The following is a 25,794-nucleotide window of genomic DNA, read 5'->3' on the forward strand; positions in this document are numbered from 1 at the left end:
CTTCTCTCTCTAAATCTAAAGATTCTCAACTAGTATGCTGACAATACGGTCTTCTATCTCTTTCCCTTTTTCGTCATCAACAAGGTGATTTAATAAAATGGAAAAAGCGAGCGTTTTTCCGCCCTGCGTGTCAATATATCCAGAAAGTGTGCTGACCGTTGTTAACGACCCTGTTTTTGCACGTACTTTTTCTAGTGTAGCTGGTTCCTTCAATCTGTTCCTTAACGTTCCCCCCACCATTCGTTCACTTGCCCCTGCTAAAGGGAGCGCATGTTCATAGGTTTTAAACCATTTTTCCTTTTGAATGTTTGTCAAAAATAAAGTGAACTGGTTAGCAGAGACAAGGTTAATAGGTGATATCCCCGATCCGTCACGCAGCACTGTAAGCGAAGGATCGATGCCAAACGCAGGAAGCCGTTCATTCATGACATCCAGACCAGCTTCAAAGCTCCCTTTGTTCTTCACTTTTTTGCCTAGTTCCTTTAGCAAAATTTCTGCATGGGTATTGTTGCTTAATTTCATCATAGGAACAAGCAGCTCTGATAATGGCATCGATGTATGGGAAGCAATTTTTTTGGCTTGTTTAGGAACTTGTTTCGATTTCAGCGGTCCCTTTACTTGAATCCCTTCCGCCTTTAACGCTCGTTTCATTAAGTCTAAAGCATAGGCGGCCGGATCCCATAAAGCTACCCATTGTTTAGATGAGCTTGCTTTAACCGGAATGGTTCCAGTCAGCGTAATCTTGTTGGTTCCGTGAGAGCGCTTAAAAGAAATTTTCTTTTTTCCACCTTCTGGAACTGTTTTCACTTGATTGATGACTTGAGCGACATCCGTTTTCGGAATCATATCATAGGCGGCTTTCAGTCCTGCTTTTTTTTCTGGTTTTACTTCGAGAATCACGGTCCCTGCATCATAATCTTGATTCGGTGAAGCCGTGAGAGCAGAAATTTGTGCCCCGTAATATTGATCCTCATCACTCCAAGGCAGGTCAATCGAGTATCTCGTGTCATCAAACCAAGTGTCATCTGCCGCAAGCTGTCCGCGAATGGTATGTATTCCGGCCTTTTTGACCTGTTTGGCGAGTGCTGCAAAATCCTCCTCTAATAAAGTTGGATCGCCGGTGCCACGAAGATAAAGGCTGCCATGTAGCGTTTTCTTTTGAATGGAACCATCCATCCAGATGTCTGTAGGGAATGTGTGTGTTTCTCCAAGTATATCAAGTGCGATGGCTGATGTGAGCAGTTTCATATTAGAAGCAGGAGTAAGACGAATATCGGCTTGATGTTCATAAAGAAGAGATGTGTCAGAAGTATCGCGGACGCTGATGCCAGAGATCGCGCCCTCTAAATCAGGTGCTGTTCGTATGAATTCGTCTAAAGCTGTCATCCATTGAAGGGAATCGTCACGAGCTTTGAGTTGTTCATCTTTCGCTGAAAAAGGGAGGAATAAAATTGACAGGATACATATTTGTAAAAACATGAGCTGTGAAAAACGTTTCACGCAATCCCTCCTTTTTGTTGCAGCCAATTTTAGAAGAATATGTTCATTATACACAAAAGAACGTTTGTTCTCAAAGGTTTTTTAAACAGAAAAGTCAGCTTTCTTTGACGAAAACTGACAAGCCCTTTACCTCTTTTCTGGATTCCGGCCATCGGCTCCGCCAAGAACAGCCTGAACTGTGATTTGACTTGCTTCATTTTGGGTTAAAATGGTTGACCATTTTACGCGGTTTGCTGGGCTGCTTCCTGCTCCTGTCGATCCAAATTCTTTGTACCTGGCCGTTCTTTCGTTGTCACGGTTATCCCAGTTATGCCATCCCTCGGCTTTTATATGGTCATCCATTTTTGTATGGAGGAATGTCACAGCCGAATAAGGTCTCCACGGACGTCCTAAATAAACCGATTGCGCAGCTGCCGTTCCCTTTTTCAACGTAGAATCTATGAATACATAGCCGTACCTTTGTGCTTCTGTTGTGGATGCTGCAGTAATATACCCATTTCCAAGACTTTTTATTTCAGCTCTTTTAAACACAGCTGTGGCTGATCCAAAAATAAAATCGACCGTGCCTTCAATATAGCAGTTTTCGTAATATTGCCTCCCTGTGCCTGTTGCATAAAGTGTATCTTGATAGCCTAACACACGTATTTGTTTGAACACAGCCCGGTCGCCAGACACATATAGCGCAACTGCCTGACCCGCATGTCTGCCAGCTGTATTTTGAAAAGTGATATTTTCTGCATAAAAATCGTTTGCACGAATCATTGTGCTTGAGCTGTTTGTTGTACTGCCGGTGCTTGCATTTGTATCATCATACGTAAGAATCGTCTTGTGCTGGTTTTCGCCAATAAAGGATACGTGTGGTTTATTTTGCGGAAGCAATATTTTTTCTTTATATACGCCATTTTTAATATAGATCGTTGCCGGTTGTTGATTGTTTGTTGGAATCGCATCAATGGCAGACTGAACGGTGCGGTATGTCCCGCTTCCCTTTTGATCAACAACAAGGACGCGGTTATGCCCGGCTTCTGCTGCTTGAAGTGAAGCTGGGTCAAAAAGAAAGAAAGACAAGACCATGACCATCCATATGTTTCTAAATTTCATCACATATCTCCCCCTCATTTTGTGAACGTTTTCATCAAACATTCTTTTTGATCCTATTCCGTACACGCACAAAAAAACACCCACGTTTTTATGTTGTGGATGTTTTTTTAGACTTTTCATATTGCATCGCATAAATCCCTTCATTTTCAATCCATTCACAAAATAGAACGTCTCGATAAGAGGAAATATGCTGCTTTTTTAATTGCTCATTCAGCCAAGATTCATCAAAGCCGGCTTCTTGAAGATCTTTTTTTAAAATTTCGCCGTCAATAATAAACGTTCTAGGCAATTTCACTTCTTTTCCCTTCACGTTCACATCTTCGGCTGTGGCTGGGGCGTATTTCATTTTCGGAAGAACGCTGACAGAGCCGTCCGTTTCCAAAATAGCATATTCAATTTCATTCAGGGCAAAATGGCCTTTTGCGCGAACCAGTGTCTGCAGCTGATTGATATCAAGCATATTTTTCTTCAACCGGTTGTAGTGAATCTTCCCCTTATCAATCACAAGAGTAGGTCTTCCTTCTAAAAAAGCGCGAATGGATTTAAAGCGCTGTGAAAGCCATTCAACTGTATAAATGAGAACGCCCCATACTGCAACAGCAAATAAAATGTGCTGAATCCTGACTTCCGGATCAAAAATAGCGTTTCCGACCATTTCGCCTAAAATTAGTGCAGAAATGAAATCAAACGGTGTGATTTGTGCAAATTGTGTTTTCCCTAATAATTTTGTAATAAAAAATAAAGCGAAGAATCCGATTAAGAGTTCAATCAAAATATTAACGAACGGCACAAAAATTCCTTCCTTTCTTGCTGCATTTATATACAGCATATACATGAAAGGAAGGATCTAAACCATTTATGAAGGCAATAAAATAAAGACATCGTCCCCTTCAACGAATGTTTCATATGTTTTAACGCATCCGTGGTCTGGTGCTTGTACGTTTCCTGATGAAAGATCAATTTTCCAATCATGCATTGGACAGAAAACGTGATTGCCGCTGACCATGCCTTCAGCCAGAACGCCGCCTTTATGAGGACAGCGATTTTCAATGGCTTTGAACTGCTTATTAGAGGTTTGAAAAACAGCTAATTCAAGTGTACCGGCTTCAACTGTTTTCCCTAGCTGGAGCGGAAAATCTGATAGGGTGCCAATGTGAACTTTAACAACTGAAACTGTCATATGATCTCATCCCTTCAATTGATTTATACGGAAGCCGTCGCTTTTTGAAATAATTGTCTCGTGTCTTTTTGGCTCTCGCGAAGCTCCTGCCAAGGCTCTTCATATGTTGAAAGCGCAATGTCCATTCTTTCGATTAAGGCTGCTCGTTTTTCATCATCTAGGAGTACTGATTGAATATGCTCTAACCCAAGTCGCTCAACCCAAGCAGAGGTTCTTTCTAAATAATTTGCCGTTTCTCTGTAATATTGAAGGTATGCTGCGGCCATTTGCTCTACTTCTTCTGCTGTACTGACCTTCATTAATAAATCTCCAGCCCGCAGGTGTGTGCCGCCATTTCCGCCGGCGTACAATTCAAACCCTCCATCTATCCCCACGATACCGAGGTCTTTAATTCCGGACTCTGCACAGTTTCTCGGACAAGCAGAGACGGCCATTTTTACTTTATGCGGTGTCGCAAGACCTTCAAATTTCTTTTCTAGTGCAATTCCAAGAGCCATGGAGTCCTGCGTGCCGAACCTGCAAAATTGTTCTCCAACACAAGTTTTAACTGTTCTTAAAGATTTCCCATATGCATAACCCGATGGCATATCTAGATCCGCCCACACTTTTGGTAAATCTTCTTTTTTGACACCTAGAAGATCGATACGCTGACCGCCAGTCATTTTCACAAGCGGTATTTCATATTTGTCGACGACATCGGCTATTTTCCTCAAGTCATTTGCATTGGTGACGCCGCCGTACATTCGCGGAACAACTGAATAGGTACCATCGTTTTGAATATTGGCATGCATGCGTTCATTTACAAAGCGTGAGCTCTTTTCATCTTTGTATTCAAGTGGATAAAGCATGCCTAAATAATAATTCAGTGCAGGTCGGCATTTTGAACAGCCTTCTTCTGTATTCCAGTCAAGTACATTCATCACTTCTTTGACATGCTGCAAGCCTTTTTCTTTGATTTCATGAATGACTTCATCTCGTGAAAGAGTGGTGCAGGCGCAGATGGTTTCTTTTTGGGCTGTCCGGCTTGCATCCTCACCTAGCGTATGCCAAAGAATCTCTTCGACAACAGGCTGACAGCCTCCGCAAGATCGTGAGGCACTTGTACATTGCTTGACTTCCTGAAACGTTGTTAAGCCTTCTTTCTGAATGGCTTCTACAATCTGCCCTTTTGACACGCCATTACAGCCGCAAACGATATGGTCGTTTGCCATGCTGTCAATCGTGCTTTCTTGCGCCGGATCATTGGAGGTTAAGACAGATACCTTCTCCATATCCGACATATCTATTCCTTCTTTAATGTACGAGAATAAACGAGGTCCGTCGCTTGTTTCTCCAAACATGACGGCGCCTACTAATCGATTTTGCTGGAAGACGAGTTTTTGATAGATGCCTTTTTGTTCGTCAAAAATTTTAATCGCCTTTTTCTCATCGTTTTCAATAAAATCACCAGCTGAAAACACATCAACTCCTGATACTTTCAGCTGCGTTGACAGAACAGAGCCTTCATATGGAGCAGGGTTCAAGCCGCATACATGCTTGGCAAGTACAGTCGCTTGATCGTATAAAGGAGCAACTAATCCGTACGTTTGTCCCCTGTGTTCCACACATTCTCCGACGGCATAAATGCCCGGGACACTCGTTTCCATAAAATCATTGACGATAATCCCACGGTTCACTTCAAGCCCGCTTATTTCTGCAAGCATTTTACTCGGTTTAATTCCCGCAGCCATGACAACTAGGTCTGCCTCAAGTGTAGTGCCGTCTGAAAATAATAAACCTTCTACTCTTGTATCTCCTAAAATCTCATTTGTCTGTTTTCCAAGCAGGAATTTCATCCCCTGTTCTTCTAATGCTTTTTGAAGAAGCTGTCCTGCAATAGGGTCTAGCTGGCGTTCCATTAAATGAGAGCCGAGGTGAATGACATTCACTTCCATGCCTAAGTTTAATAGACCGCGTGCTGCTTCAAGCCCAAGGAGTCCGCCTCCGATGACTGCTGCTTTTTTGTACATAGTAGAGGCATTGACCATTTCCTCAGTGTCTTGCAATGTACGAAAAGCCGTCACGCCTTTTTTATCACTCCCTGGAATTGGCAGGATAAATGGAAGTGACCCTGTTGCTAAAATCAATCGGTCATAATATACGGTCCGTCCTTGATCACTGGTGACTGTTTGGTTCTCTGTATCGATCTTCACAATGGTCTCGTTTGTAAACAGCTGAATATCATGCTTTTGATACCAGTTCCAATCGTTTAACGTAATATCTTCGACTTTCGTATCCCCTTGAAGCACTTTCGATAAAAGAATTCGGTTATAGTTAGGATGCGGTTCAGTCCCAAATACCGTCATGTCGAATCGTTCGCCGTCTGTTTTTAAAATGTTTTCAAGGCTTCGAATGCCGGCCATACCGTTCCCTACTAATACGAGTTTTTCTTTCATGAAAAAACACCCCTCATGTGATCATTTTTTAGAAAGTACCATAATCTAAACATAGATGGAAAATACATGTTAAAATTTCTCACATAGTTTTTCATTCACGTAGGCTGACAGCTGTACAGGACAATATTTAAAGCCTGGCATTTTACTGTGCGGATCTAGTTGATCATCAATTAATTGATTAATTGATTGATGTTTGCTCCAGTGAAATGGAACAAATACGGTATCTTTTCGAATGGTGTCTGATATGCGGCATCTGATGATGACACTTCCTCTTTTTGACTTGATGGTCACGAGCTCCCCGTGCTGAAGTCCATACGTTTTCGCTGTATCAGGATGAAGCTCTGCATATGCTACAAACTGTCTGGCAACAAGAAAGGTGCTCCTTCTTGTTTGAACGCCTGTTTGGTAATGAGCCATCACCCTGCCGGTCGTTAAATAAAGAGGGTATTCTTGACTGACGGGTTCCTTTGCAGCCTTTTTATCGTGTGTGACGACGGCAAACTTCGCTAAACTGTCAGAATGTGAGAATGCATGTTCAAATAATCTTTCAGTTCCCGGGTCTTCTAAATGAGTACAAGGCCACCTTATGCCTTGTTCCTTCCTTAGTCTTTCATAGGTTATGCCTGAATAATCAGCCTTTGCACTTTTCGTTACGGCTCTTAATTCCTCAAAGATCTCTTCTGCGGATGAAAAGGAAAAATGGCTGCCTTTGCCTAATACAGCTGCTATTTCACAAATGATTTGCCAATCGTGCTTTCTTTGGTGTTTAAGTGGATATGTTGCTTCTCTAAGCGTAACGCGCCCCTCTACGTTTGTCACGGTACCTTCATCCTCTAAATATGACGAAGCAGGTAAAATTACATCTGCCAGCGCAGCTGTCTCAGACATAAATAAATCAACGGCAACAAAAAAGGACAAGTTCTTGATGGCTTGCTGAATCAAGTGCGCATTTGGCCCTGACTGGACAGGATTTGAGCACATTAAAAAGAGCGCTTTGATTTCACCTGCCTGCATTTTTTCAAACATTTCAAAAGCAGACACGCCCTTTCCTGGAAGTTCCTTTTCATCAATGTTCCATCGTTCAGCCATTTCTTTTCTGTGAGCAGGATTTGAGATATCTCGATATCCTGGAAGCTGATCTGCTTTTTGCCCATGCTCTCTTGCTCCCTGGCCATTTCCCTGGCCGGTTATTGCCCCGTAGCCGCATCCAAAGCGGCCGATCTTCCCAGTAACAAGCAGAATATTCAGGAAATTACGGACAGAGGCTGTACCGTCTATTTGCTGCTCAATGCCTCTTGCTGTAAAAATCATGCCTGTCTTTTCTTGTGCGAATTTCCTTGCTATTTTCTGCATCACATCAATCGTCACACCGGTTTGCTCAGCAATGTCTGGCAGGGAGATGCGTGAGATATGCTCCTTTAGTTCTTGGAAACCTGACGTTCGTTGATGAATAAATGATTCATCGATTAAATGCTCATGCATCATGATGTGCAATATGCCGTTTGCCAGTGCGGCATCTGACCCTGGTTTTAGGCTGACATGTAAATCGGCTAATTGGGCCGTCGGAGTTCTGCGCGGATCAATGACGATGAGAAATGCGCCATTGTTTTTCGCCTCTTCGATGTAGGGCAGGAAGGTTGGCTGACATTCCGCTATATTCGTTCCAACCAATATCAACACTCGTGCATGCTTGATGTCGCTGAGAGGAAAGGTCAGGCCACGGTCAAGTCCGAATGTTTGATTTGCGGCAGTTGCTGCCGAAGACATACATAGTCTCCCGTTATAATCGATGTATTTTGTTTTCAGCGCCACTCTTGCAAATTTCCCGAGTAAGTACGCTTCCTCATTTGTAATTGATGCGCTTCCGTACACACTGATCACATCATGGCCATGTGACAGCTGAAGGGATTCTATGTTTGTTTTGATTTCCTCAAGAGCCTCCTGCCATGTCGCTTTTACAAACTGTCCGTTTCTTTTGATCAGCGGGTGATTCAGGCGATCTTTATGAAGCGCGTGCTGGTGTGCATGCTGTCCTTTCATACAAAGTCTTCCGTGCGAAGTTGGATTGTGTACGCCAATCGTTTTGTAGCGTGTTCGTCCTTCCACATGCTGCTCGATTAACTGCATTTTGCACTGCATACTGCAAAAAGGACATTGGGCTGGGAACACTCGCTTTTGTTCTTCCTGCTTTGATTTTTGCTGGGCATATTGTAAAAAAGATTGACTCATACCTTCACATCCTTATGACTTACATTTTCTTGTCTGCTTTGGTCAAATTGCGCACAGAGCTCTTCTCTTATTTCCTCATCAAGTAACTTTTCTCGAATAGAAATGTTCCCTTGCCGGGAAAGCCAATCACCAATGGATTCTTGAAAGTAAGCATTTTTTCTATACTCTTCAAGCAGCGCTTTTAAAAAAGGAATAAGCTCACTTGAATGAGCCAAGGTGTAAAAAAGCTGGCCTCCTATATAAATGTTCCATTCACCCAGCTGCTTTTTCAGACAGATGTCATCAATTGGAGCAAGTTTACACGTGCAGGAAGCACCGGTGATATGAATGGAGGTGACAGCTGGAAAAAGTGTATCTTCCACTTGTCTTTCCAGCTCTATCACAAGTGACGTGACTGCTGGATCACTGCAGTCGCATGAAAGGATATGAGATAGTCTTCTTTTCTCATTGGGCATAATTGGCCAATGATTTTTGACGATTTGTGCCGCCTGTTTTGACACACCGATAAGCCGTATTCGTTTATGCTTTGTCAGCTCTGCCTGCTCAATCAGCCTGTTCTCTAACAAAGACGTAATGATTTTCAAAAAATCCAAATCAAGCCGGCCTCCATATAATTGAGGAATCAACATGTCTTCCTGCTCAGCAGCGCCGATTTTTTCCACCGATCCTTGAAATTGCTCGAGATAGTATTGAATGGCCGGCCGGCAGATGCCGCAGCCGTGATTCGTTTTCCATTGAAAATGTCTTCTTATTTCTTCAGCATTCACCGGCTGCTGCTTTTTAATAAACGAAAAAATGGTCTGCTCATCTGCTTCTGTACATGGACAATAAAAGGCCTGCGATTCCGTTTGTTCATGTGATGATAACTGGCAGCAAGCACGGACGAGCTCTTGACACCCGCCGCACCCGGTTGCTGCCCCTGTCTGTTTTTTCACCTCTTCTAAGTTTGTCAGCTGATGAACCGAAATGCTTTTTAAAATCGTCCCTTTTGTAACGGTTTGACATTGGCAGACGAGATCTTCCATTTTTAATGAATCTAGTGGGGATGCTTGCTTTTCATAAAGGGATTTCATGACCACACTTTTATCACGTCCCACTTTCACATCTTGCAAAAGCTGATCGGCATGCTCCAGCTCTCCGACGAATAAAATGCCTGCCAGCGCCTCACGTTCAAAGACGAATTTTTTATATACCTCTTGCTCTTCATCTAAATAAGTCACAGCTGACATAAACGGAGAATGATGTTCAATACATCCAGCAGAATAAATCGGCAAATCAGGTACTTTTAATTTTGTTGAGTAAATGGGCTTGGGTGTATGTGTGATTTTTTCCCCTAAAAGATGCTTAGCGAGCACGCTTGCTTGTTCATAAATGGGCTGAACAAGACCGTGCACCATCCCTTTGTGCTCTGCACATTCTCCAATCGCATAAATATTTGGGATATTTGTCTCCATCACGTCATTGACAACAATGGCTTTTCTCGTGTGTATGCCATGATTCTCTGCAAGCTGTATATTCGGACGGATACCTGTTGTAAAAACAACAAGATCAGCCTCCACGATGTCGCCATTTTTCAATAGAACGCCTTCTACCCTCTCACCGCCTAAGCATGCAATGGTATGGGCATTTGTTTTCACCTGAATCCCTTTTCGTATAAATTGTCGCTGTAATAATCCGGCGGCTGTTTCATCTAATTGTCGCTGCATGAGCCGCTCCGTATGATGAATGATGGTGGTTTCCAGCCCCGCAATCTGCAGACCAGCTGCCACCTCCACACCAAGCACGCCGCCTCCGATCACTGCTGCTTGTTGATAATGCACCGCATCCGCACAAATGGCCTCATAATCATCAATTGTCCGAAAAGCGTATATCCCTTTTTTGGACACACCCTGAATAGGAAGAAAATTCGGCGATGAACCCGTTGCAATGACGAGCTTGTCATAGGAAATTTCCCGGCGCGCATCTGTCATGACACATTTTCGATTTGTATCGATATGTATAACTGATTCTCCTTTGTACAATGTGATGTCATGCGCGGTGTACCATTCTTTATCCTTTAGTTCAATTTGAGCTAATGATTCGCTTTTTTGTAGAATGGGCGAAAGTTTTATTCGATTGTAGGCAGAGTGCTTCTCTTTTCCAATGACTGTTATGGCGTAATGTTCTGGCTGCTTTTGAATGATCTCTTCGATACATTTCATACTCGCCATGCCGTTTCCGATAAACACAAGTTTGCGTTTTGCCATCTGAAATCAACCTTTCTAAGCCTCTTGCTCGAGCACATTGTATGGATTGATTATGGCACACACTTGTAAAAAAGTGTTTATTCATGTCAATTTTTCTCACATAATACTTTCATTACATAAGTGAACTCGCTATCTTTAAGTCAGAAAATTCAATAGAGGAGGCGTTTTATGAAACTCTCAGAATTAAAATCAAGTGGTCATCCTAAGACATTGTTTGGTTCCTTTTTATATTTCGATGTGAGCTTTATGATCTGGGTTTTGTTAGGAGCGCTGGGTGCTTTTATTGCGCAAGATTTTGCTTTATCAACCGTAGAGAAAGGCATGATTGTCGCCATTCCAATTCTATCTGGTTCTTTTTTTCGGATTGTGCTCGGTTTATTCACCGATCGAATAGGACCTAAAAAGACTGCAGTGATGGGAATGCTTTTAACGACCCTTCCGCTCATTTGGGGGTTTATCGCTGGTACAACCCTTTCAGAGCTCGTACTGATTGGGATTTTGCTTGGAGTAGCAGGAGCAAGTTTTGCTGTTGCTCTGCCAATGGCAAGCCGCTGGTATCCCCCTCACTTACAAGGAGTAGCTATGGGGATTGCAGGCGCCGGGAATAGTGGAACACTGATCTCCACATTATTTGGTCCAAGGCTTGCGGAGATTTACGGGTGGCATGCCGTAATGGGGCTCGCTCTGATTCCGTTAAGTCTTGTCTTTTTGTTCTTTATTTTCACTGCAAAAGATGCACCAAATCAGCCCGCTCCTCAGCCGATTTGGTCGTACTTTTCAGTATTTCAAGTGAAATCGACATGGTTTTTCTGTCTGCTTTATGCGATCACATTCGGAGGGTTTGTCGGGCTTTCCAGTTTCCTCAGTATTTTCTTTGTGGATCAATATGGGGTTTCGAAGATTCATGCTGGTGATTTTGTGACCCTTTGTGTGGCGGCAGGCAGCTTCTTTCGTCCTGTGGGCGGTCTCATTGCCGATAAAATAGGTGGAATGAAAGTACTGCTTGGATTATTCGGAATCATCGGCATCTGCTTAGGGGGAGTGAGCAGTCTTCCAACTTTACCTGTGGTCATTGCGCTTTTATTTGCCGGGATGATGTGCCTTGGGATGGGAAATGGCGCTGTTTTTCAGCTGGTGCCTCAAGTATTTCATAAAGAAATTGGGATTGTGACCGGAATTGTTGGGGCTGCTGGAGGCATTGGCGGATTCTTTTTACCTAATATTCTTGGCAGTTTAAAAGAATTGACTGGCTCATATACGTTTGGCTTTTTGACCATTTCTCTTTTTGTTCTGATTGTCTTCCTCTGTTTAGTCGTATCGCAGCTTAAACGTAAAAAAGTGTTGATCAACCATACCATTTCTGAATCATAAAAAGCCATGACCACACGTTGGTCATGGCTTTTCTTTATATTGTAACACCCTTTGTTTGACCTATTTTGGCAGAACCGAACTCCCCATTAAATAACGGTCTACCTCGTGCGCCACTTGTCTGCCTTCATTAATTGCCCAGACAATCAAGCTTTGCCCGCGTCTTGCATCTCCCGCTGCAAATACGCCTTCTACATTTGTTGTATATTCCCCATACTTTGCGTCAATGCGATTGTTTTTGCTGTCCACGCCAAAGTGTTTCACAAGCGGCTGTTCAGTTCCCTCAAAACCAATTGCAATAAAGACGAGCTGAGCAGGCCATACCTTCTCTGTTCCTGGAATCTCATGAAATTCAAACTTCCCTTGTTCGTTTTTCACCTTTTCCATTTGAATGGTATGAAGCTCTTTTAATTTCCCATTTTTATCTGCCACAATTTTTGTGGTTTGAATTGAATATTGACGCGGATCTTCTCCGAATTTGGCTTGTGCTTCTTCATAAGCATAATCCAGCGAGAAGACATAAGGCTGTTCTGGCCACATGTTATCCCCTACACGTGTATCCGGAAGCTTTGGATGCTTCCCGAATTGAACAACACTTTTTGCTTTTTGGCGAAGTGCAGTTGCAACGCAGTCTGCACCTGTGTCTCCTCCGCCTATCACAATCACGTCTTTTCCTTTTGCATCAATGAAGTTTTTGTCTTTAAATCCTGAATCAAGCATGCTTTTCGTTGCGAGGGTTAAATAATCCATCGCAAGGTGAATTCCTTTTGCTTCCCGGCCTTCAATCAACAGATCACGCTGCTTTTGTGCACCTGTACAAAGGATAACGGCATCAAACTGCTCTTTCAGTTCATCAGCAGTAATATCCACACCGATTTCTGTGTTCGTCACAAAGTCAATGCCTTCTTGCCTTAGAAGTTTGACTCTTCGCTCGACCACTTCTTTGTCGAGCTTCATATTCGGAATCCCGTATGTCAGCAGTCCGCCAAGGCGGTCAGAACGCTCGAACACTGTTACAGCGTGTCCTGCTTGGTTTAATTGATCAGCACTTGCAAGTCCTGCTGGTCCTGAGCCGACAATGGCAACTTTCTTCCCTGTACGGCTTGAAGGAATTCTTGGTGTGATCCATCCATTTTCAAAGCCTTTATCTATGATTGTGCGTTCGATATTTTTAATCGAAACAGCTGGATCATTAATAGCGACTGTACATGACCCTTCACAAGGCGCAGGACATACTCTCCCAGTAAACTCAGGAAAATTATTTGTTTTTTGCAGTCTTTCGAGAGCTTCTTTCCATCTCCCGCGATAGACAAGATCATTCCACTCTGGAATTAAATTGTAGATCGGGCAGCCAGACACGCCGCCCCTGATCTCCATCCCAATTTGACAAAACGGTGTACCGCAATCCATACATCTAGCGCCCTGCTTCTTCAATACGTCATCTGTATAAGGAGCTGAATATTCTTTCCAGTCATTTTGACGAGTGAGAGGGTCACGTTCATTTGGCTTTTCTCTTTTATAATCCATAAAACCTGTTGCTTTGCCCATTGTCCTCTCCCCTTTCTTAATGAGCGAGGGCTGCTTTTTGCCCGTTTGCCGTTTCTTGATTTTTCGGTTTTGTGTTTGCTTCAAAGGCATACATCACCGCTTCTTCATGACTGAGGCCCGCTTGTTTTTGTTCTTCGATGCTTTGAAGCATCATTTTGTAATTTCTCGGAATGACTTTGATGAATTGATCCTTTTCTTGCTCCCAGTTTTCAAGAAGCGCTGCTGCTTTTGAGCTGTTTGTATAATCAAGGTGTTCCTTGATCATTTGTTTCACTTCTTGTTCTTCTTCATGATCTGTGAGCTTTTCAAACATGATCATTTCCATATTGCACATTCTTTTGAACTGTTTTGCATCCGATGTATGGATGTAAGCCACACCGCCAGACATACCTGCACCAAAGTTTTTCCCAACGTCTCCTAAAATAACGACACGTCCGCCAGTCATGTATTCACAGCCGTGATCTCCGATTCCTTCAACAACCACATGTACACCTGAATTACGAACAGCAAATCGTTCACCAGCACGCCCGTTAATATAAGCTTTTCCGCTAGTTGCACCGTAAAATGCGACGTTTCCTACAATGACGTTTTCATGTCCATTTTGTACAAAATGATCAGACGTTTTAACAGCAATTTTGCCTCCTGAGAGTCCTTTGCCGATATAGTCATTTGAATCACCTGTTAAATAGAGAGACATGCCTTTTGGCACAAATGCGCCAAAGCTTTGTCCAGCTGAACCAGTGAACCTTAGTGTGATGGTATCCTCTGGCAAGCCCTCTTCCCCGTAGCGCTTAGACACTTCACTGCCAGTAATGGTTCCGGCCACACGGTTGATATTGCGAATGTTCAATGATAGATCAACCGGTGTTTGATGATTCAGCGCTTCTTGCACATAAGGAAGGATTTCATTCATATCCAGTGATTCATCAATTTTATGATTTTGCGGTGTTCTGAATGTCCGCGCTCCTTCTGGCTGATAAAGCAGTGTTTCAAGGTTTAGCTGGCCTGCTTTCCAGTGAGCTTTTGCTCGTTCACTGACCGCTAGGACGTCCGTGCGTCCGATTAATTCATCCATTGATGTAAAGCCGAGTTCCGCTAAGATTTCTCTTACTTCCTCTGCAATAAACATCATGAAGTTCACAATGTGATCGGGGTTACCCATGAATTTTTTGCGGAGCTCTGGATTTTGTGTGGCTACACCGACTGGGCAAGTATCTAAATGACATGCTCTCATCATCACACAGCCCAGCACGACAAGTGGAGCTGTCGCAAAGCCATACTCTTCTGCTCCTAAAATCGCAGCCATCACAACGTCGCGGCCAGTCATTAACTTTCCGTCTGTTTCAAGAACGACTCTCTCGCGAAGACCATTTAACACAAGGGTTTGATGCGCTTCTGCCAATCCAAGCTCCCAAGGAAGCCCTGTGTGTTTAATACTCGTTTTCGGTGAAGCTCCAGTACCGCCGTCATAACCACTGATGACAATGACGTCCGCAGTTCCTTTTGCTACACCTGCTGCAATCGTGCCAACGCCGGCTTTAGATACAAGCTTGACACTGATGCGTGCATCACGGTTCGCGTTTTTCAAATCATGAATCAGCTGTGCCAAATCTTCAATGGAATAAATATCATGATGCGGCGGTGGTGAAATCAATCCGACACCTGGCGTAGAACCACGTACATCGGCAACCCAAGGATACACTTTATTTCCTGGCAGCTGTCCGCCTTCTCCAGGTTTTGCTCCTTGCGCCATTTTAATTTGCAGTTCATCTGCATTGACTAAGTAATGACTTTTCACACCAAATCGGCCAGAAGCGATTTGTTTAATTGCACTTCTGCGGTCATCACCATGTTCATCTACTGTAAAGCGGGCAGGATCTTCTCCGCCTTCTCCGCTGTTACTTTTACCGCCAATTCGGTTCATCGCAATCGCAAGTGCCTCATGCGCTTCTTTACTTAAAGATCCAAATGACATGGCACCTGTCTTAAAGCGGCGCACGATGGATTCAGCAGATTCAACCTCTTCCAGACGAACCGGCTTTTGTTTTGGCTGAAATGCAAACAAGTTTCTGAGGAAGCCGATTCTTTCTTCATCCGCTGCTTTTGTATATTGTTTAAATAGATCGTAATCTTCATTACGGCATGCCCACTGGAGCGTATGGATCGTTTTTGGGTTAAAAGCATGATGTTCTCCATTTTTTCTCCACTGGAATTCACTGCCTGATTCAAGTGTCTGGTCAGTTGCTGCTTGATACCCTGCTTCATGGCGGAGTTTTGCCTCATGAGCAATGGTGTCAAGATCAATTCCGCCAAGCTGAGAAGCTGTTCCTGTGAAATACACTTGAATGACGTCTTCACTAATCCCAACTGCTTCAAAGATTTGCGCGCCTCTATAGCTTTGCACAGTGGAAATCCCCACTTTGGACATGACTTTGACGACACCTTCTGTCACGCTTTTACCAAACTTTGTAACAGCTTCATCAAAGCTGATCGAAATCGCTTCGTCTGCAATCAGCTGTTTGTACGTTTCATAGACAAGGTAAGGGTGAATCGCATCTGCGCCGTAGCCAATTAGTGCGGCAAAATGATGGACCTCTCTCACCTCTCCAGATTCAACGATCAGACTGACCTTTGTCCGCAGGCCTTGACGCACAAGATGCTGATGAAGTGCACTTAGCGCAAGAAGTGGCGGAATCGGTACTTTTTGTTCTGTCATTTCACGATCTGAAAGGATTAATAAAGAGACACCTTCTCTGATCGCTTTTTCCGCCTCTTCAAACATCGCATCCAGTCCGCGTTTTAAATCATCGGTGAAAAGTGTATGGATTGTTTTGCTTTTAAAGGCATTATGAACAATCGTTTTCAAGCCGTTAAATTGCCCGCTCGTTAAGACCGGTGTATAAAGTTTAATTCTTCGGCATGAATATTCATTCGGATGTAAAATATCGCCTTCGGCACCTAACCAAGTCATGGTTGATGTCACGAGCTGCTCACGAATGGCATCAATCGGCGGGTTCGTGACTTGTGCAAACAGCTGCTTAAAATAATGAAAAAGAGACTGCGCACGATCTGATAACACAGCAAGCGGTGTGTCACTTCCCATTGAACCGATTGGATCCTTGCCTTCTTCTAGTAAAGGAATTAAATACTTTTGAATGTCTTCATACGTATAATGGAACGCACGCTGACGTGTCAATAAATCATCCATTATACTAGAATTTTCTGAATTTTCTTCCGAGCGATTGACGTGGACCATTTCTTCATCGAGCCATTTTTGATAAGGCAGTTCATTCGCAATGGTCGATTTCACTTCTTCGTCAGAAATAATTCGTCCTTCTTCTAGATCAATGAGCAGCATTTTACCAGGCTCAAGTCGATCTTTATACTTAACATCTTCTTCATTTGTGTCGATTACGCCAACCTCAGAAGAGAAAATGATATGATCATCATTCGTGACATAATATCTTGCCGGTCTTAATCCATTTCGGTCTAAGATGGCCCCGATTTGTTTCCCGTCAGTAAAGGAAATCGCTGTTGGTCCATCCCACGGCTCCATGAGAGAACTATGGTATTCATAAAATGCCCGTTTCTCTTTCGACATGTGCGTGTTTTCCGTCCAAGGCTCAGGAATCAGCATCATTGCTGTATGTGCAGGTGTACGGCCTGCAAGCACAAAGAATTCAAAGGCATTGTCTAAAATGGATGAATCACTTCCGTCTGCATTCAGCACTGGCAAAATCTTGTCTAAATCGTCTCCGAAGGCTTCAGATACGAATTGTTGCTCTCTTGCTCTCATCCAATTGATGTTCCCTCTTAATGTGTTGATTTCCCCGTTGTGAATTAAGTAACGGTTTGGATGGGCTCTTTCCCATGTAGGAAATGTATTTGTACTAAATCTTGAATGGACAAGTGAAAATGCAGAAACAAATGTTTCATCCTGTAGATCAAGATAAAAAGCATCGACTTGATCTGATGTTAATAGCCCCTTGTATACGATGGTTTGACTCGACAGGCTGACAAAGTAAAATTGTTTTTCTTCTCTTGTTCCCCAGTTCTCAGCCTGTTTACGGATGACATATAATTTTCGTTCAAATGACAAACGATCTGTGATCTTGTCGTTTGCTCCGATAAAGACCTGTCTCACAACCGGACAGCTCTTCGCTGCGACAGTACCAATTTTTCCTGGATCGACAGGAACCGTTCTCCAGCCAATTAATGTTTGGCCTTCTTGTTTAATGAACCCGTTGATTTTCTGTTCGATGGCTTGACGCGTTTTTTCGTCATCATCTTTTGAAAAGAAGACCATTCCTACCCCGTAACGGCCTTTTTCAGGAAGTGCAAATTCTTTGCAGTTCTTTCTAAAGAAAGCGTCTGGCAGCTGTACCATTAAACCGGCACCATCACCTGTATACGGATCACTGCCTTGCCCGCCGCGATGATCAAGCTGGCACAGCATTTGTAATCCCTTTTTGACGATGCTATGTGTCGCCTCCCCTTTTAAATGGGCGTACAGTCCGATTCCACATGCATCATGTTCAAATTCAGGACGGTAGAGACCTTGTGGTTGTGGTAGTTGATTATAAGTCATCGTTTCTCTCCCCCGTTTAAAAGATCCGTTTTTTCACAGTAATAAAATCTCACAAACTCTGTAACTTATTTTAAGTTTTCAAATTGATATAAACAATATATAATTTAGATCAAAACAATCTCTTTTTGAGATAGATGGGTGTGAAGTGCAAAAATGGAGCTTCGTCAGTTACGTTATTTTGTAGAAGTCGCAGACCGTGAACACGTGTCAGAAGCGGCTGAAAACTTACATGTTGCCCAATCTGCCATCAGCCGGCAGATTGCGAATTTAGAAGAAGAACTTGGAGTGGCCTTATTCGAACGAGAAGGACGAAATATCAAATTAACGAAGATCGGCAGACAATTTTTAGATCATGTCAGAACTGCACTCAAAGCCATTGATTATGCGAAAGAGCAAATTGATGAATACTTAGATCCGTACAAAGGAACGGTGAATATTGGCTTTCCTACAAGTCTAGCAAGCCAAGTACTCCCTTCTGTCATCTCCGCCTTTAAGCAGGAATATCCAGAGGTCGATTTTTTACTTCGTCAAGGATCCTATAAATTTCTCATTGAAGCGGTCAAAAATCGAGATATCGATCTCGCCTTTTTAGGACCCGTACCGACAAACGATTCTCAAATAGAAGGAAATATTTTGTTTTCCGAAAGCATTTATGCCCTTTTACCGGTTAGCCATCCCTTTAGCGGACAAAGAAGTATTCATTTAAGTGATTTAAGAAAGGATCATTTCGTGTTATTTCCTGAAGGGTATGTGCTGAGACAAATTGCGGTTGATGCTTGCAAGCAGGCAGGCTATGAGCCTACCATTTCATCTGAAGGAGAAGATTTGGATGCCATTAAAGGTCTCGTATCTGCAGGTATGGGCGTTACCTTATTACCCGAAAGCGCCTTTTATGAAACAACACCGCGATTTACAGTGAAAATTCCGATCGATTTCCCTCAAGTGAGAAGAACGGTTGGAATTATTGCATCTAAAACGCGCGAAATGTCTCCTTCTGCCCATGATTTTTATGTGTTTGTGAAGGATTTCTTTTCTAAAATTGAACAATATAAATAATTCACTAAAACAAGACATTTCATTTGTAGAAATAATCCCACTTTGTATATGATGGGTTACAGAACAAAAGACTATATGGAAGAAAGGTATTCATATGAAATCAATTTTATCGTTTTTAAAGCCGTATCGGCTGTCCGTTGTGTCCATTGTCATTCTCACCTTTTTAAGCAGTATGCTCCAGCTGTATTTACCGACGTTAACAGCAGATATCGTTGATGTCGGTATCGTCCAGGGAGATATTGCTTACATATGGAAGGTTGGCGGCTGGATGGTGGCTTGTTCTTTACTCGCCATTTTGCTCACCATTTGGAAGTCTTACTTGTCATCAAAAACAGCACTTGGCTTCGGGCGTGATATGAGAAGACAGCTGTTTGTACATGTCGAAAAATTTTCATTAGAAGAATTTCAAAAGATCGGCACGTCTTCCTTTATTACAAGATCAACAAATGATGTGAAACAAGTCCAAGATGTGACGATTATGATTTTACAAATGATGACGCGGGCCCCGCTCATGCTTGTAGGCGGAATTATTTTGGCTGTTTCCAGGGATGCTGTCCTGTCTCTTATCTTTTTAGCAGCCCTCCCTCTTCTTGGCGGATTTATCTATTTGGTGTCAAGAAAAGCCATCCCGCTATTTGGCCAGCTTCAGAAAAAAACAGACCGGCTGAATTTAATTATGCGAGAATCTCTTTCAGGCATCCGCGTCATTCGCGCTTTTAACCGTGTGGATGATGAAAAGGAGCGATTCCAAGAAGCCAACACGTCCTATAAGGATACTGGTCTTAGAGTCAACCGATTAATGGCTTACTTGTTTCCATTTATGCTGATTATCATGAACTTCACGAATATCGGCATTGTCTGGCTTGGCGCAAACCGAATTGATGCCGGAGAAATGGAAGTTGGAAATCTCATTGCCTTCATTCAATATGCGATGATGATTTTAATGGCACTTATTATGCTGTCGATGAGCTTTATTATGGTCCCAAGAGCACAAGCATCAGCTAAACGCATGAATGAAGTGTTAAACATGGAACCAAAGATTAAAGACAAAGAAGAGTCTATGACTGAGCTTCACGAGCCCGCCCAATCCATTCGCTTTGAGGATGTGTCATTTTATTACTCAAATGCTGAGAAACCAGCCGTTCAAGGTATCACGTTTGAAGCCAAAACTGGTGAAACGACAGCCATCATCGGAAGTACGGGTTCTGGGAAAACAACACTTCTCCAGCTGATGACGCGCTTTTATGAAGTGACAGAAGGCCGGATTACACTAGATGGTGTAGACATTAGAGAACTGCCTCAGGAGAAACTGAGAAACCAAATGGGCTATGTCTCTCAAAAAGCTGTTTTATTCAGCGGAACCATTGCCGAAAATGTGCGCTTTGGCAATCAGGATGCAAGCGATGAAGACGTCTGGCAGGCGCTGCGAACTGCGCAGGCCGAAGAATTTGTTTTGCAAAAAGATGACGGAATTGATGCAGAAATTGATCAAGGTGGTTCCAATCTATCCGGCGGCCAAAAGCAGCGGCTTTCCATTGCAAGGGCGCTAGTGAGAAGACCATCATTCTATCTGTTTGACGATAGCTTTTCAGCACTTGATTACAAAACAGATGCGAAGCTGCGGGCATCATTAGAAGCAGAAAAAGCTCATGCAGCCCTCATCATTGTGGCTCAACGAATCAGTACAGTGAAGCATAGTGATAAAATCATTGTACTTGATGAAGGGAAAATCGCAGGTATCGGAACACATGAACAATTATTAAAGGATAATCTTGTATATCAAGAGATTGTCGCATCTCAGGAAGGTCAGGAGGTGAGCGAGGATGAGTAAAAAAATGTCTTCAGGCATGGGCCATAAAGGCGGCCACCCTAAAGGGCCAGCCGCAAAACCGAAGGAATTTAAGAAAACACTGCTTCGTTTGACAGGCTATTTAAAACCAAGGAAATTTCAGCTGATCATCGTCCTTATTGCAGCGATTGGTTCAACTGTCTTTAACGTCATTAGTCCAAAGCTGCTTGGGGATGCCACCTCTTCCTTATTTGACAGCTTTACGAATGGAACAGGCGTTCAATTTGATGTCATTTCACGAATTCTTTTGCTGCTTGTCGTGCTGTACGTCGTTGCCTCCCTCTTTTCATTCGTTCAGCAATATGTCATGGCCGGTGTCTCTCAACAGACCATTGCTGAATTACGGCAGGAAGCAAATGACAAGCTCACACGTCTCCCCCTTCGTTATTTTGATAAAACAACCCACGGGGACACGCTGAGCCGTGTGATGAATGATATCGATAATATTAATACATCGCTTCAGCAGGCGCTCACCCAAGTGATTACATCTGTGATTACAGTCATTGGGATTGTCGTGATGATGCTCTTCATCAGTCCGCTGCTTACATTGCTTGTTTGTTTGACGCTGCCACTCAGCCTGTTTGCGATTCGCGGCATTACGTCATTTTCTCAAAAGCATTTTAAAGCGCAGCAAAAAGAGCTTGGCACGATCAATGGACATATTAATGAGATGTTCACAGGACATCAGACTGTTCGTGCGTATGGCTACGAAAAGAAAGCAATCGATACATTTGATGAATTAAACGAAAAGCTGTATGAATCTTCAAGAAAAGCGCAGTTCATTTCTGGTTTAATGATGCCAATGATGACCTTTATCGGGAACCTTGGCTATGTGGCAGTCAGTGTAGCCGGCGGGATTCTAGTCATTAACGGGAATATTCGTGTCGGGGATGTGCAGGCGTTTATCCAATACACACAGCAAATGTCTCAGCCGCTTGTGCAAGCATCAAGCGTCGCAAACTTAGTTCAATCGGCGATCGCTTCTGCTGAAAGGGTCTTTGAAATCCTTGATGAGGAAGAAGAAAGTACCGAAGAAGATGCGGCAATTGATCTTGCATCACTCTCAGGCGATGTGAGCTTTGAACAAGTTCAATTCGGATATGAAAAAGATCATCCGATTATTAAAGATTTGAATTTAGATGTGCAAGAAGGACAGACTGTTGCCATTGTCGGACCAACAGGCGCGGGAAAAACGACCATCATTAACCTTTTAATGCGTTTTTACGAATTAGATCAAGGCTCCATACGCATTGGCGGTGTCAAAACAACTGACCTCAGCCGTCAGCAAGTACGAGACTTATTTGCGATGGTTCTTCAAGATACATGGCTCTTTGAAGGAACGATTTACGACAACATTGCCTATGGCAGGCAGCACGTTTCCAAAGAGGATGTCATCAAAGCCGCCAAACATGCCTATGCAGATGATTTCATCCGCACGCTTCCAGATGGATATGACACACTGTTAACAGAAGATGCAGGCAACCTGTCTCAAGGTCAGCGCCAGCTGTTAACCATCGCCCGTGCCATTTTATCTGATCCAAAGATCTTGATATTAGATGAAGCAACAAGCAGTGTGGATACACGGACAGAGATGCATATTCAAAAAGCAATGAATGAATTGATGAAAGGCAGAACGAGCTTCGTGATTGCACACAGACTTTCAACGATTAAGGATGCAGACCTTATTTTAGTCATGAAGGATGGAAGCATCATTGAAAAAGGATCGCACAGCGAACTCTTAAAACAAAAAGGCTTCTATGCAGACTTATATATGAGTCAATTTGCCGAAAATCAAGTGGGATAACATCAAAAAAGAGGATAGACACGCATGTCACATGCTGTCTATCCTCTTTTCAATTGTCATCTGCTCGCTTCTTCACTTTTACACTGAGCTTCGTTATATACTCTGCTTCATCTTTAGACATGAGCGAATGAAGTAAATACTCCTCAAATACATCTCCATCCAGCATCATGCCCTCTTTCTCGATTTCATCTAACAAATGCGAATAAGCAGATTCGATCTGATCAAATGTTCCTTGATCATACATCACCGCATAGAGCCCGCCAGGTTTTTTGACTGCCCCCGGGCCATCCATTCGGCAGAACAGCTGATCTGACTGATGATAGTGCCGCTTACGGAACTGCTCCTTTTTTAAGACAGAACCATTTGCCGCAGCCCCTTTTATGCCAACTCCCTTTAAAAATTCCCCTACAATACGTGATATTTCTTCTACAGGTGTATTGAAGTCGATCGGGTTTGATGCACTTAGTACAACGGGTTCTTCAGGCAGCTCTTGAAACAGGACCTCCCCTATTTTCACATTTGCTAATTCAAGTGTCGTCTCCACCACCCGCATAAGAAAAGCCTGGATGTCTTGAAGTTTTTCAATCTCTTGTTTGACCTTTTTTATTTGGTCGGCCGCTAGGCTTTGCAGTCTTTCGCGGGAAGGTTCTGTGAAATATTGTTTTAACTCTTTGATCGGAAATTGAACAGCTCGCAAGGATTGAATCGCAATAAAATGGTCAAATTGCTCAAGTGTATAGTAACGGTATCCATTTTCGTGAACACCAGCCGGCTTAAATAAATCGATCTTATCATAATACAGAAGCGTATCCTTTTTGACATCAAATAGCTTGGCAAATTCTCCAGTGAAAAACGTTTTTTGCACATCATTGATCATGAGGAAGGCTCCTTTCTTGACTATGGAGTAACTCCATCCTTTATTATAACATCCAGAAACATCACTACGCATGGAAAGGATAAAAAAATGAACAAAATAACTCAACATGAAGTAACATTAGCACATGCAAATAAAGAGGACTTCCCTTCTATGAAAAAAGAGCTTCAGAAAGCTTTTACAGCAGGCGTGATCGACGCATTTGGCGATGCGCATGGTGGACCAATTCCTCCAGATGAAGTGATTGATGAATCCTTTCATTCAAATGAACACATTGTTTATCATATTATGCTAAATGGTGAAAAGGCAGGCGGCGTTGTGATCAAAATCAACCAAGAAACACATCACAACTCGGTTGATTTGCTATACATCTCATCATCCTCTCACGGCCGGGGCATTGGTCAGGCAGCATGGAAAGCCATCGAGGCGCAATATCCAGAGACGATTGTATGGGAGGTTGTGACTCCATACTTTGAAAAACGCAACATTCATTTTTATGTCAATAAATGCGGTTTTCAAATAGTTGAATTTTATCACTTACACCATCCAGATCCAAACGCACATCATGAAGCACATCACGGCAATGAACCTTTAGCACCTGAGGAATTTGAATTTTTTAAATTTGAGAAGGTCATGAAGAAAAATTGTGCAAACGTAGGATAACGTGTATTTCTTTTAAATAAAGTTAAAAACACTACCTCATAAAAAGGTAGTGTTTCTTGAATCTTTTCTAACTTCTAATCTGACCATCACCACTTAGAAGCAGCTTAGTTGTCGTAAGTGCAGGAAGTCCCATTGGCCCTCTTGCGTGCAGTTTTTGAGTAGAGATGCCGATTTCAGCTCCATAGCCAAGTGCACCGCCGTCTGTAAAGCGAGTCGATGCGTTATGATAAACAGCCGCCGCATCTACTTCGTTTAGAAACGTGAGTGCATTTTTTTCATCTTCTGTCACGATGGCTTCTGAATGTTTTGTGCCGTACTGATCGATATGGCTGATTGCTTCCTCAATTGAATCGACTACCTTTACTGCAAGATCCAGACTTAAATACTCATCTGTCCAATCCACTTCCAAAGCAGGAACCGCGTTTGAGAAGTAAGACTCTGCTGCCTGGTCGCCATGTACAGTGACACGATGCTCCTGCAAAGCTTCATTTAATGAGACTGCATTCTCTTTCAGCCAATCGCGATGAATAATCAGCGTCTCAAGTGCATTACATACGGCCGGACGATTCGTTTTCGCATTGATTACAATCTCAATGGCTTTTTTCACATTCGCGGTTTGATCAATAAAGACATGACAGTTTCCTGTCCCTGTTTCAAGCACTGGGATAGTGGATTCTTCTACCACTGTTTTGATTAAGGAAGCTCCGCCTCGCGGAATTAAAACATCGATCCATTCTTTTAGTTGAAACATCGCCTGAACCGATGAACGGTCTGTTTGTTCAATCAATTGCACCGCATCACGAGGAATCTTTGTTTGATCCAATGCTTCATGGATCACACTGACGATGGCTTTGTTGGAAGAAATAGCGGAGGAACCGCCTTTTAAAATCACTGAGTTGCCTGCCTTAAGGGCAAGGCCTGCTGCATCGACAGTGACATTCGGTCTCGCTTCATAGATCATCCCGATCACGCCGAGCGGTACTCTTCGGCTTTTCACGTGTAAGCCGTTATCAAGAGTCCATTCATCCAATATTTCTCCAACAGGATCTGTTAATCTCGTCACAAGCCGCAAACTTTCAGCAAACTCGTGAATTCTTTCTTCATTTAACATTAATCGATCCATGAGTGCCTCTGAGAAGCCCTTTTCTTTCCCAGCATCTAAATCCTTTTGATTCTCCTGTAAAATGAAACGGCTGTTTTGCTCTAACGCTTCTGCCATTTTAAGCAGCGCGTCATTTTTTTCCTCTGTCTGAAGTAAACCGAGTTTTTTTGAAACATGCTTTGCTTTCTTCGCTTTTTCTTTGACCGATGTGACAACTTCAGCTGTCAGTGTCATGGAATTCCTCCCTTTTG

Annotated in this window: 16 protein-coding genes; 5 read left to right on the plus strand and 11 right to left on the minus strand. The window is 43.0% G+C overall.

Annotation, left to right across the window (positions count from 1 at the left end; translation table 11 throughout):
* Positions 1–15: 15 nt before the first annotated feature.
* The 7 genes from dacB to NSS80_RS09555 all read right to left on the minus strand — a co-directional run bounded on the left by dacB (position 16) and on the right by NSS80_RS09555 (position 10,691).
* On the minus strand, positions 16–1,500 hold the full coding sequence (dacB, locus tag NSS80_RS09525) for a D-alanyl-D-alanine carboxypeptidase/D-alanyl-D-alanine-endopeptidase (RefSeq protein WP_041117657.1): 1,485 nt from the start codon (positions 1,498–1,500) through the stop codon (positions 16–18).
* A 126-nt stretch (positions 1,501–1,626) separates the two neighbouring features.
* Positions 1,627–2,601 (minus strand): pectinesterase family protein, encoded by a 975-nt coding sequence (locus tag NSS80_RS09530; protein WP_342498470.1) that lies wholly within the window; start codon positions 2,599–2,601, stop codon positions 1,627–1,629.
* Between the two features lie 88 nt (positions 2,602–2,689).
* Positions 2,690–3,391, minus strand: coding sequence for a DUF421 domain-containing protein (locus NSS80_RS09535; protein ID WP_024422641.1), 702 nt, complete (start codon positions 3,389–3,391; stop codon positions 2,690–2,692).
* 66 nt (positions 3,392–3,457) lie between these two features.
* Entirely contained in the window at positions 3,458–3,781 is a 324-nt protein-coding gene (nirD, locus tag NSS80_RS09540) for a nitrite reductase small subunit NirD (protein ID WP_041117659.1), read from the minus strand.
* A gap of 23 nt (positions 3,782–3,804) precedes the next feature.
* Positions 3,805–6,216, minus strand: a complete 2,412-nt coding sequence (nirB, locus tag NSS80_RS09545) for a nitrite reductase large subunit NirB (RefSeq protein WP_041117660.1) — start codon at positions 6,214–6,216, stop codon at positions 3,805–3,807.
* A 69-nt stretch (positions 6,217–6,285) separates the two neighbouring features.
* The gene (locus NSS80_RS09550; protein WP_342498471.1) at positions 6,286–8,445 is read right to left on the minus strand and encodes a molybdopterin oxidoreductase family protein; all 2,160 of its coding nucleotides are present in this window, start codon (positions 8,443–8,445) and stop codon (positions 6,286–6,288) included.
* Positions 8,442–10,691, minus strand: a complete 2,250-nt coding sequence (locus NSS80_RS09555; protein WP_252049479.1) for an FAD-dependent oxidoreductase — start codon at positions 10,689–10,691, stop codon at positions 8,442–8,444. The genes NSS80_RS09550 and NSS80_RS09555 overlap by 4 nt, the downstream gene beginning before the upstream one ends.
* Positions 10,692–10,859: 168 nt before the next feature.
* Here NSS80_RS09555 and NSS80_RS09560 point away from each other — a divergent pair, with 168 nt between their 5' ends.
* On the plus strand, positions 10,860–12,062 hold the full coding sequence (locus NSS80_RS09560) for a nitrate/nitrite transporter (protein WP_342498472.1): 1,203 nt from the start codon (positions 10,860–10,862) through the stop codon (positions 12,060–12,062).
* A gap of 60 nt (positions 12,063–12,122) precedes the next feature.
* Here NSS80_RS09560 and gltD read toward each other — a convergent pair whose 3' ends face one another.
* Both gltD and gltB read right to left on the minus strand, forming a co-directional pair.
* Complete coding sequence (gltD, locus tag NSS80_RS09565; protein ID WP_070326588.1) at positions 12,123–13,607, minus strand: glutamate synthase small subunit; 1,485 nt, start codon at positions 13,605–13,607, stop codon at positions 12,123–12,125.
* 16 nt (positions 13,608–13,623) lie between these two features.
* Entirely contained in the window at positions 13,624–18,195 is a 4,572-nt protein-coding gene (gene gltB, locus NSS80_RS09570) for a glutamate synthase large subunit (RefSeq protein ID WP_081124492.1), read from the minus strand.
* Positions 18,196–18,348: 153 nt separating this feature from the next.
* Here gltB and NSS80_RS09575 point away from each other — a divergent pair, with 153 nt between their 5' ends.
* The 3 genes from NSS80_RS09575 (at position 18,349) to NSS80_RS09585 (ending at position 22,904) form a co-directional block, all read left to right on the plus strand.
* Positions 18,349–19,251 carry a LysR family transcriptional regulator gene (locus NSS80_RS09575; RefSeq protein WP_342498473.1) on the plus strand — a complete coding sequence of 301 codons (903 nt, stop codon included), beginning with the start codon at positions 18,349–18,351 and terminating at the stop codon, positions 19,249–19,251.
* Positions 19,252–19,345: 94 nt separating this feature from the next.
* A complete protein-coding gene (locus NSS80_RS09580; RefSeq protein ID WP_342498474.1) occupies positions 19,346–21,082 on the plus strand; it encodes an ABC transporter ATP-binding protein in 1,737 nt (578 codons plus the stop codon).
* Entirely contained in the window at positions 21,075–22,904 is a 1,830-nt protein-coding gene (locus NSS80_RS09585; protein ID WP_342498475.1) for an ABC transporter ATP-binding protein, read from the plus strand. Before NSS80_RS09580 ends, NSS80_RS09585 begins: the two co-directional genes overlap by 8 nt.
* 49 nt (positions 22,905–22,953) lie before the next feature.
* On the opposite strand, the gene NSS80_RS09590 is transcribed toward NSS80_RS09585, so the two are convergent.
* A complete protein-coding gene (locus NSS80_RS09590; protein WP_342498476.1) occupies positions 22,954–23,781 on the minus strand; it encodes a MerR family transcriptional regulator in 828 nt (275 codons plus the stop codon).
* Between the two features lie 87 nt (positions 23,782–23,868).
* On the opposite strand from NSS80_RS09590, the gene NSS80_RS09595 reads away from it, so the two are divergent.
* The gene (locus tag NSS80_RS09595; protein ID WP_211043356.1) at positions 23,869–24,441 is read left to right on the plus strand and encodes a GNAT family N-acetyltransferase; all 573 of its coding nucleotides are present in this window, start codon (positions 23,869–23,871) and stop codon (positions 24,439–24,441) included.
* Between the two features lie 67 nt (positions 24,442–24,508).
* Here the strand turns inward: NSS80_RS09595 and NSS80_RS09600 are convergent, their stop codons facing one another.
* Positions 24,509–25,777, minus strand: a complete 1,269-nt coding sequence (locus NSS80_RS09600) for a glutamate-5-semialdehyde dehydrogenase (protein ID WP_335370966.1) — start codon at positions 25,775–25,777, stop codon at positions 24,509–24,511.
* Positions 25,778–25,794 lie beyond the last annotated feature (17 nt).

The sequence above is a fragment of the Bacillus sp. FSL M8-0350 genome, assembly GCF_038593345.1.
Classification (GTDB): domain Bacteria; phylum Bacillota; class Bacilli; order Bacillales; family Bacillaceae; genus Bacillus; species Bacillus safensis.

Bases quoted from the DNA above. Each gene is read 5' to 3' on its own strand.
- NSS80_RS09530 (WP_342498470.1), bottom strand. From the start codon at position 2,601: ATGAAATTTAGAAACATATGGATGGTCATGGTCTTGTCTTTCTTTCTT.
- nirD (WP_041117659.1), bottom strand. From the start codon at position 3,781: ATGACAGTTTCAGTTGTTAAAGTTCACATTGGCACCCTATCAGATTTT.
- nirB (WP_041117660.1), bottom strand. From the start codon at position 6,216: ATGAAAGAAAAACTCGTATTAGTAGGGAACGGTATGGCCGGCATTCGA.
- NSS80_RS09550 (WP_342498471.1), bottom strand. From the start codon at position 8,445: ATGAGTCAATCTTTTTTACAATATGCCCAGCAAAAATCAAAGCAGGAA.
- NSS80_RS09555 (WP_252049479.1), bottom strand. From the start codon at position 10,691: ATGGCAAAACGCAAACTTGTGTTTATCGGAAACGGCATGGCGAGTATG.
- NSS80_RS09560 (WP_342498472.1), top strand. From the start codon at position 10,860: ATGAAACTCTCAGAATTAAAATCAAGTGGTCATCCTAAGACATTGTTT.
- gltD (WP_070326588.1), bottom strand. From the start codon at position 13,607: ATGGGCAAAGCAACAGGTTTTATGGATTATAAAAGAGAAAAGCCAAAT.
- gltB (WP_081124492.1), bottom strand. From the start codon at position 18,195: ATGACTTATAATCAACTACCACAACCACAAGGTCTCTACCGTCCTGAA.
- NSS80_RS09575 (WP_342498473.1), top strand. From the start codon at position 18,349: ATGGAGCTTCGTCAGTTACGTTATTTTGTAGAAGTCGCAGACCGTGAA.
- NSS80_RS09580 (WP_342498474.1), top strand. From the start codon at position 19,346: ATGAAATCAATTTTATCGTTTTTAAAGCCGTATCGGCTGTCCGTTGTG.
- NSS80_RS09585 (WP_342498475.1), top strand. From the start codon at position 21,075: ATGAGTAAAAAAATGTCTTCAGGCATGGGCCATAAAGGCGGCCACCCT.
- NSS80_RS09590 (WP_342498476.1), bottom strand. From the start codon at position 23,781: ATGATCAATGATGTGCAAAAAACGTTTTTCACTGGAGAATTTGCCAAG.
- NSS80_RS09595 (WP_211043356.1), top strand. From the start codon at position 23,869: ATGAACAAAATAACTCAACATGAAGTAACATTAGCACATGCAAATAAA.
- NSS80_RS09600 (WP_335370966.1), bottom strand. From the start codon at position 25,777: ATGACACTGACAGCTGAAGTTGTCACATCGGTCAAAGAAAAAGCGAAG.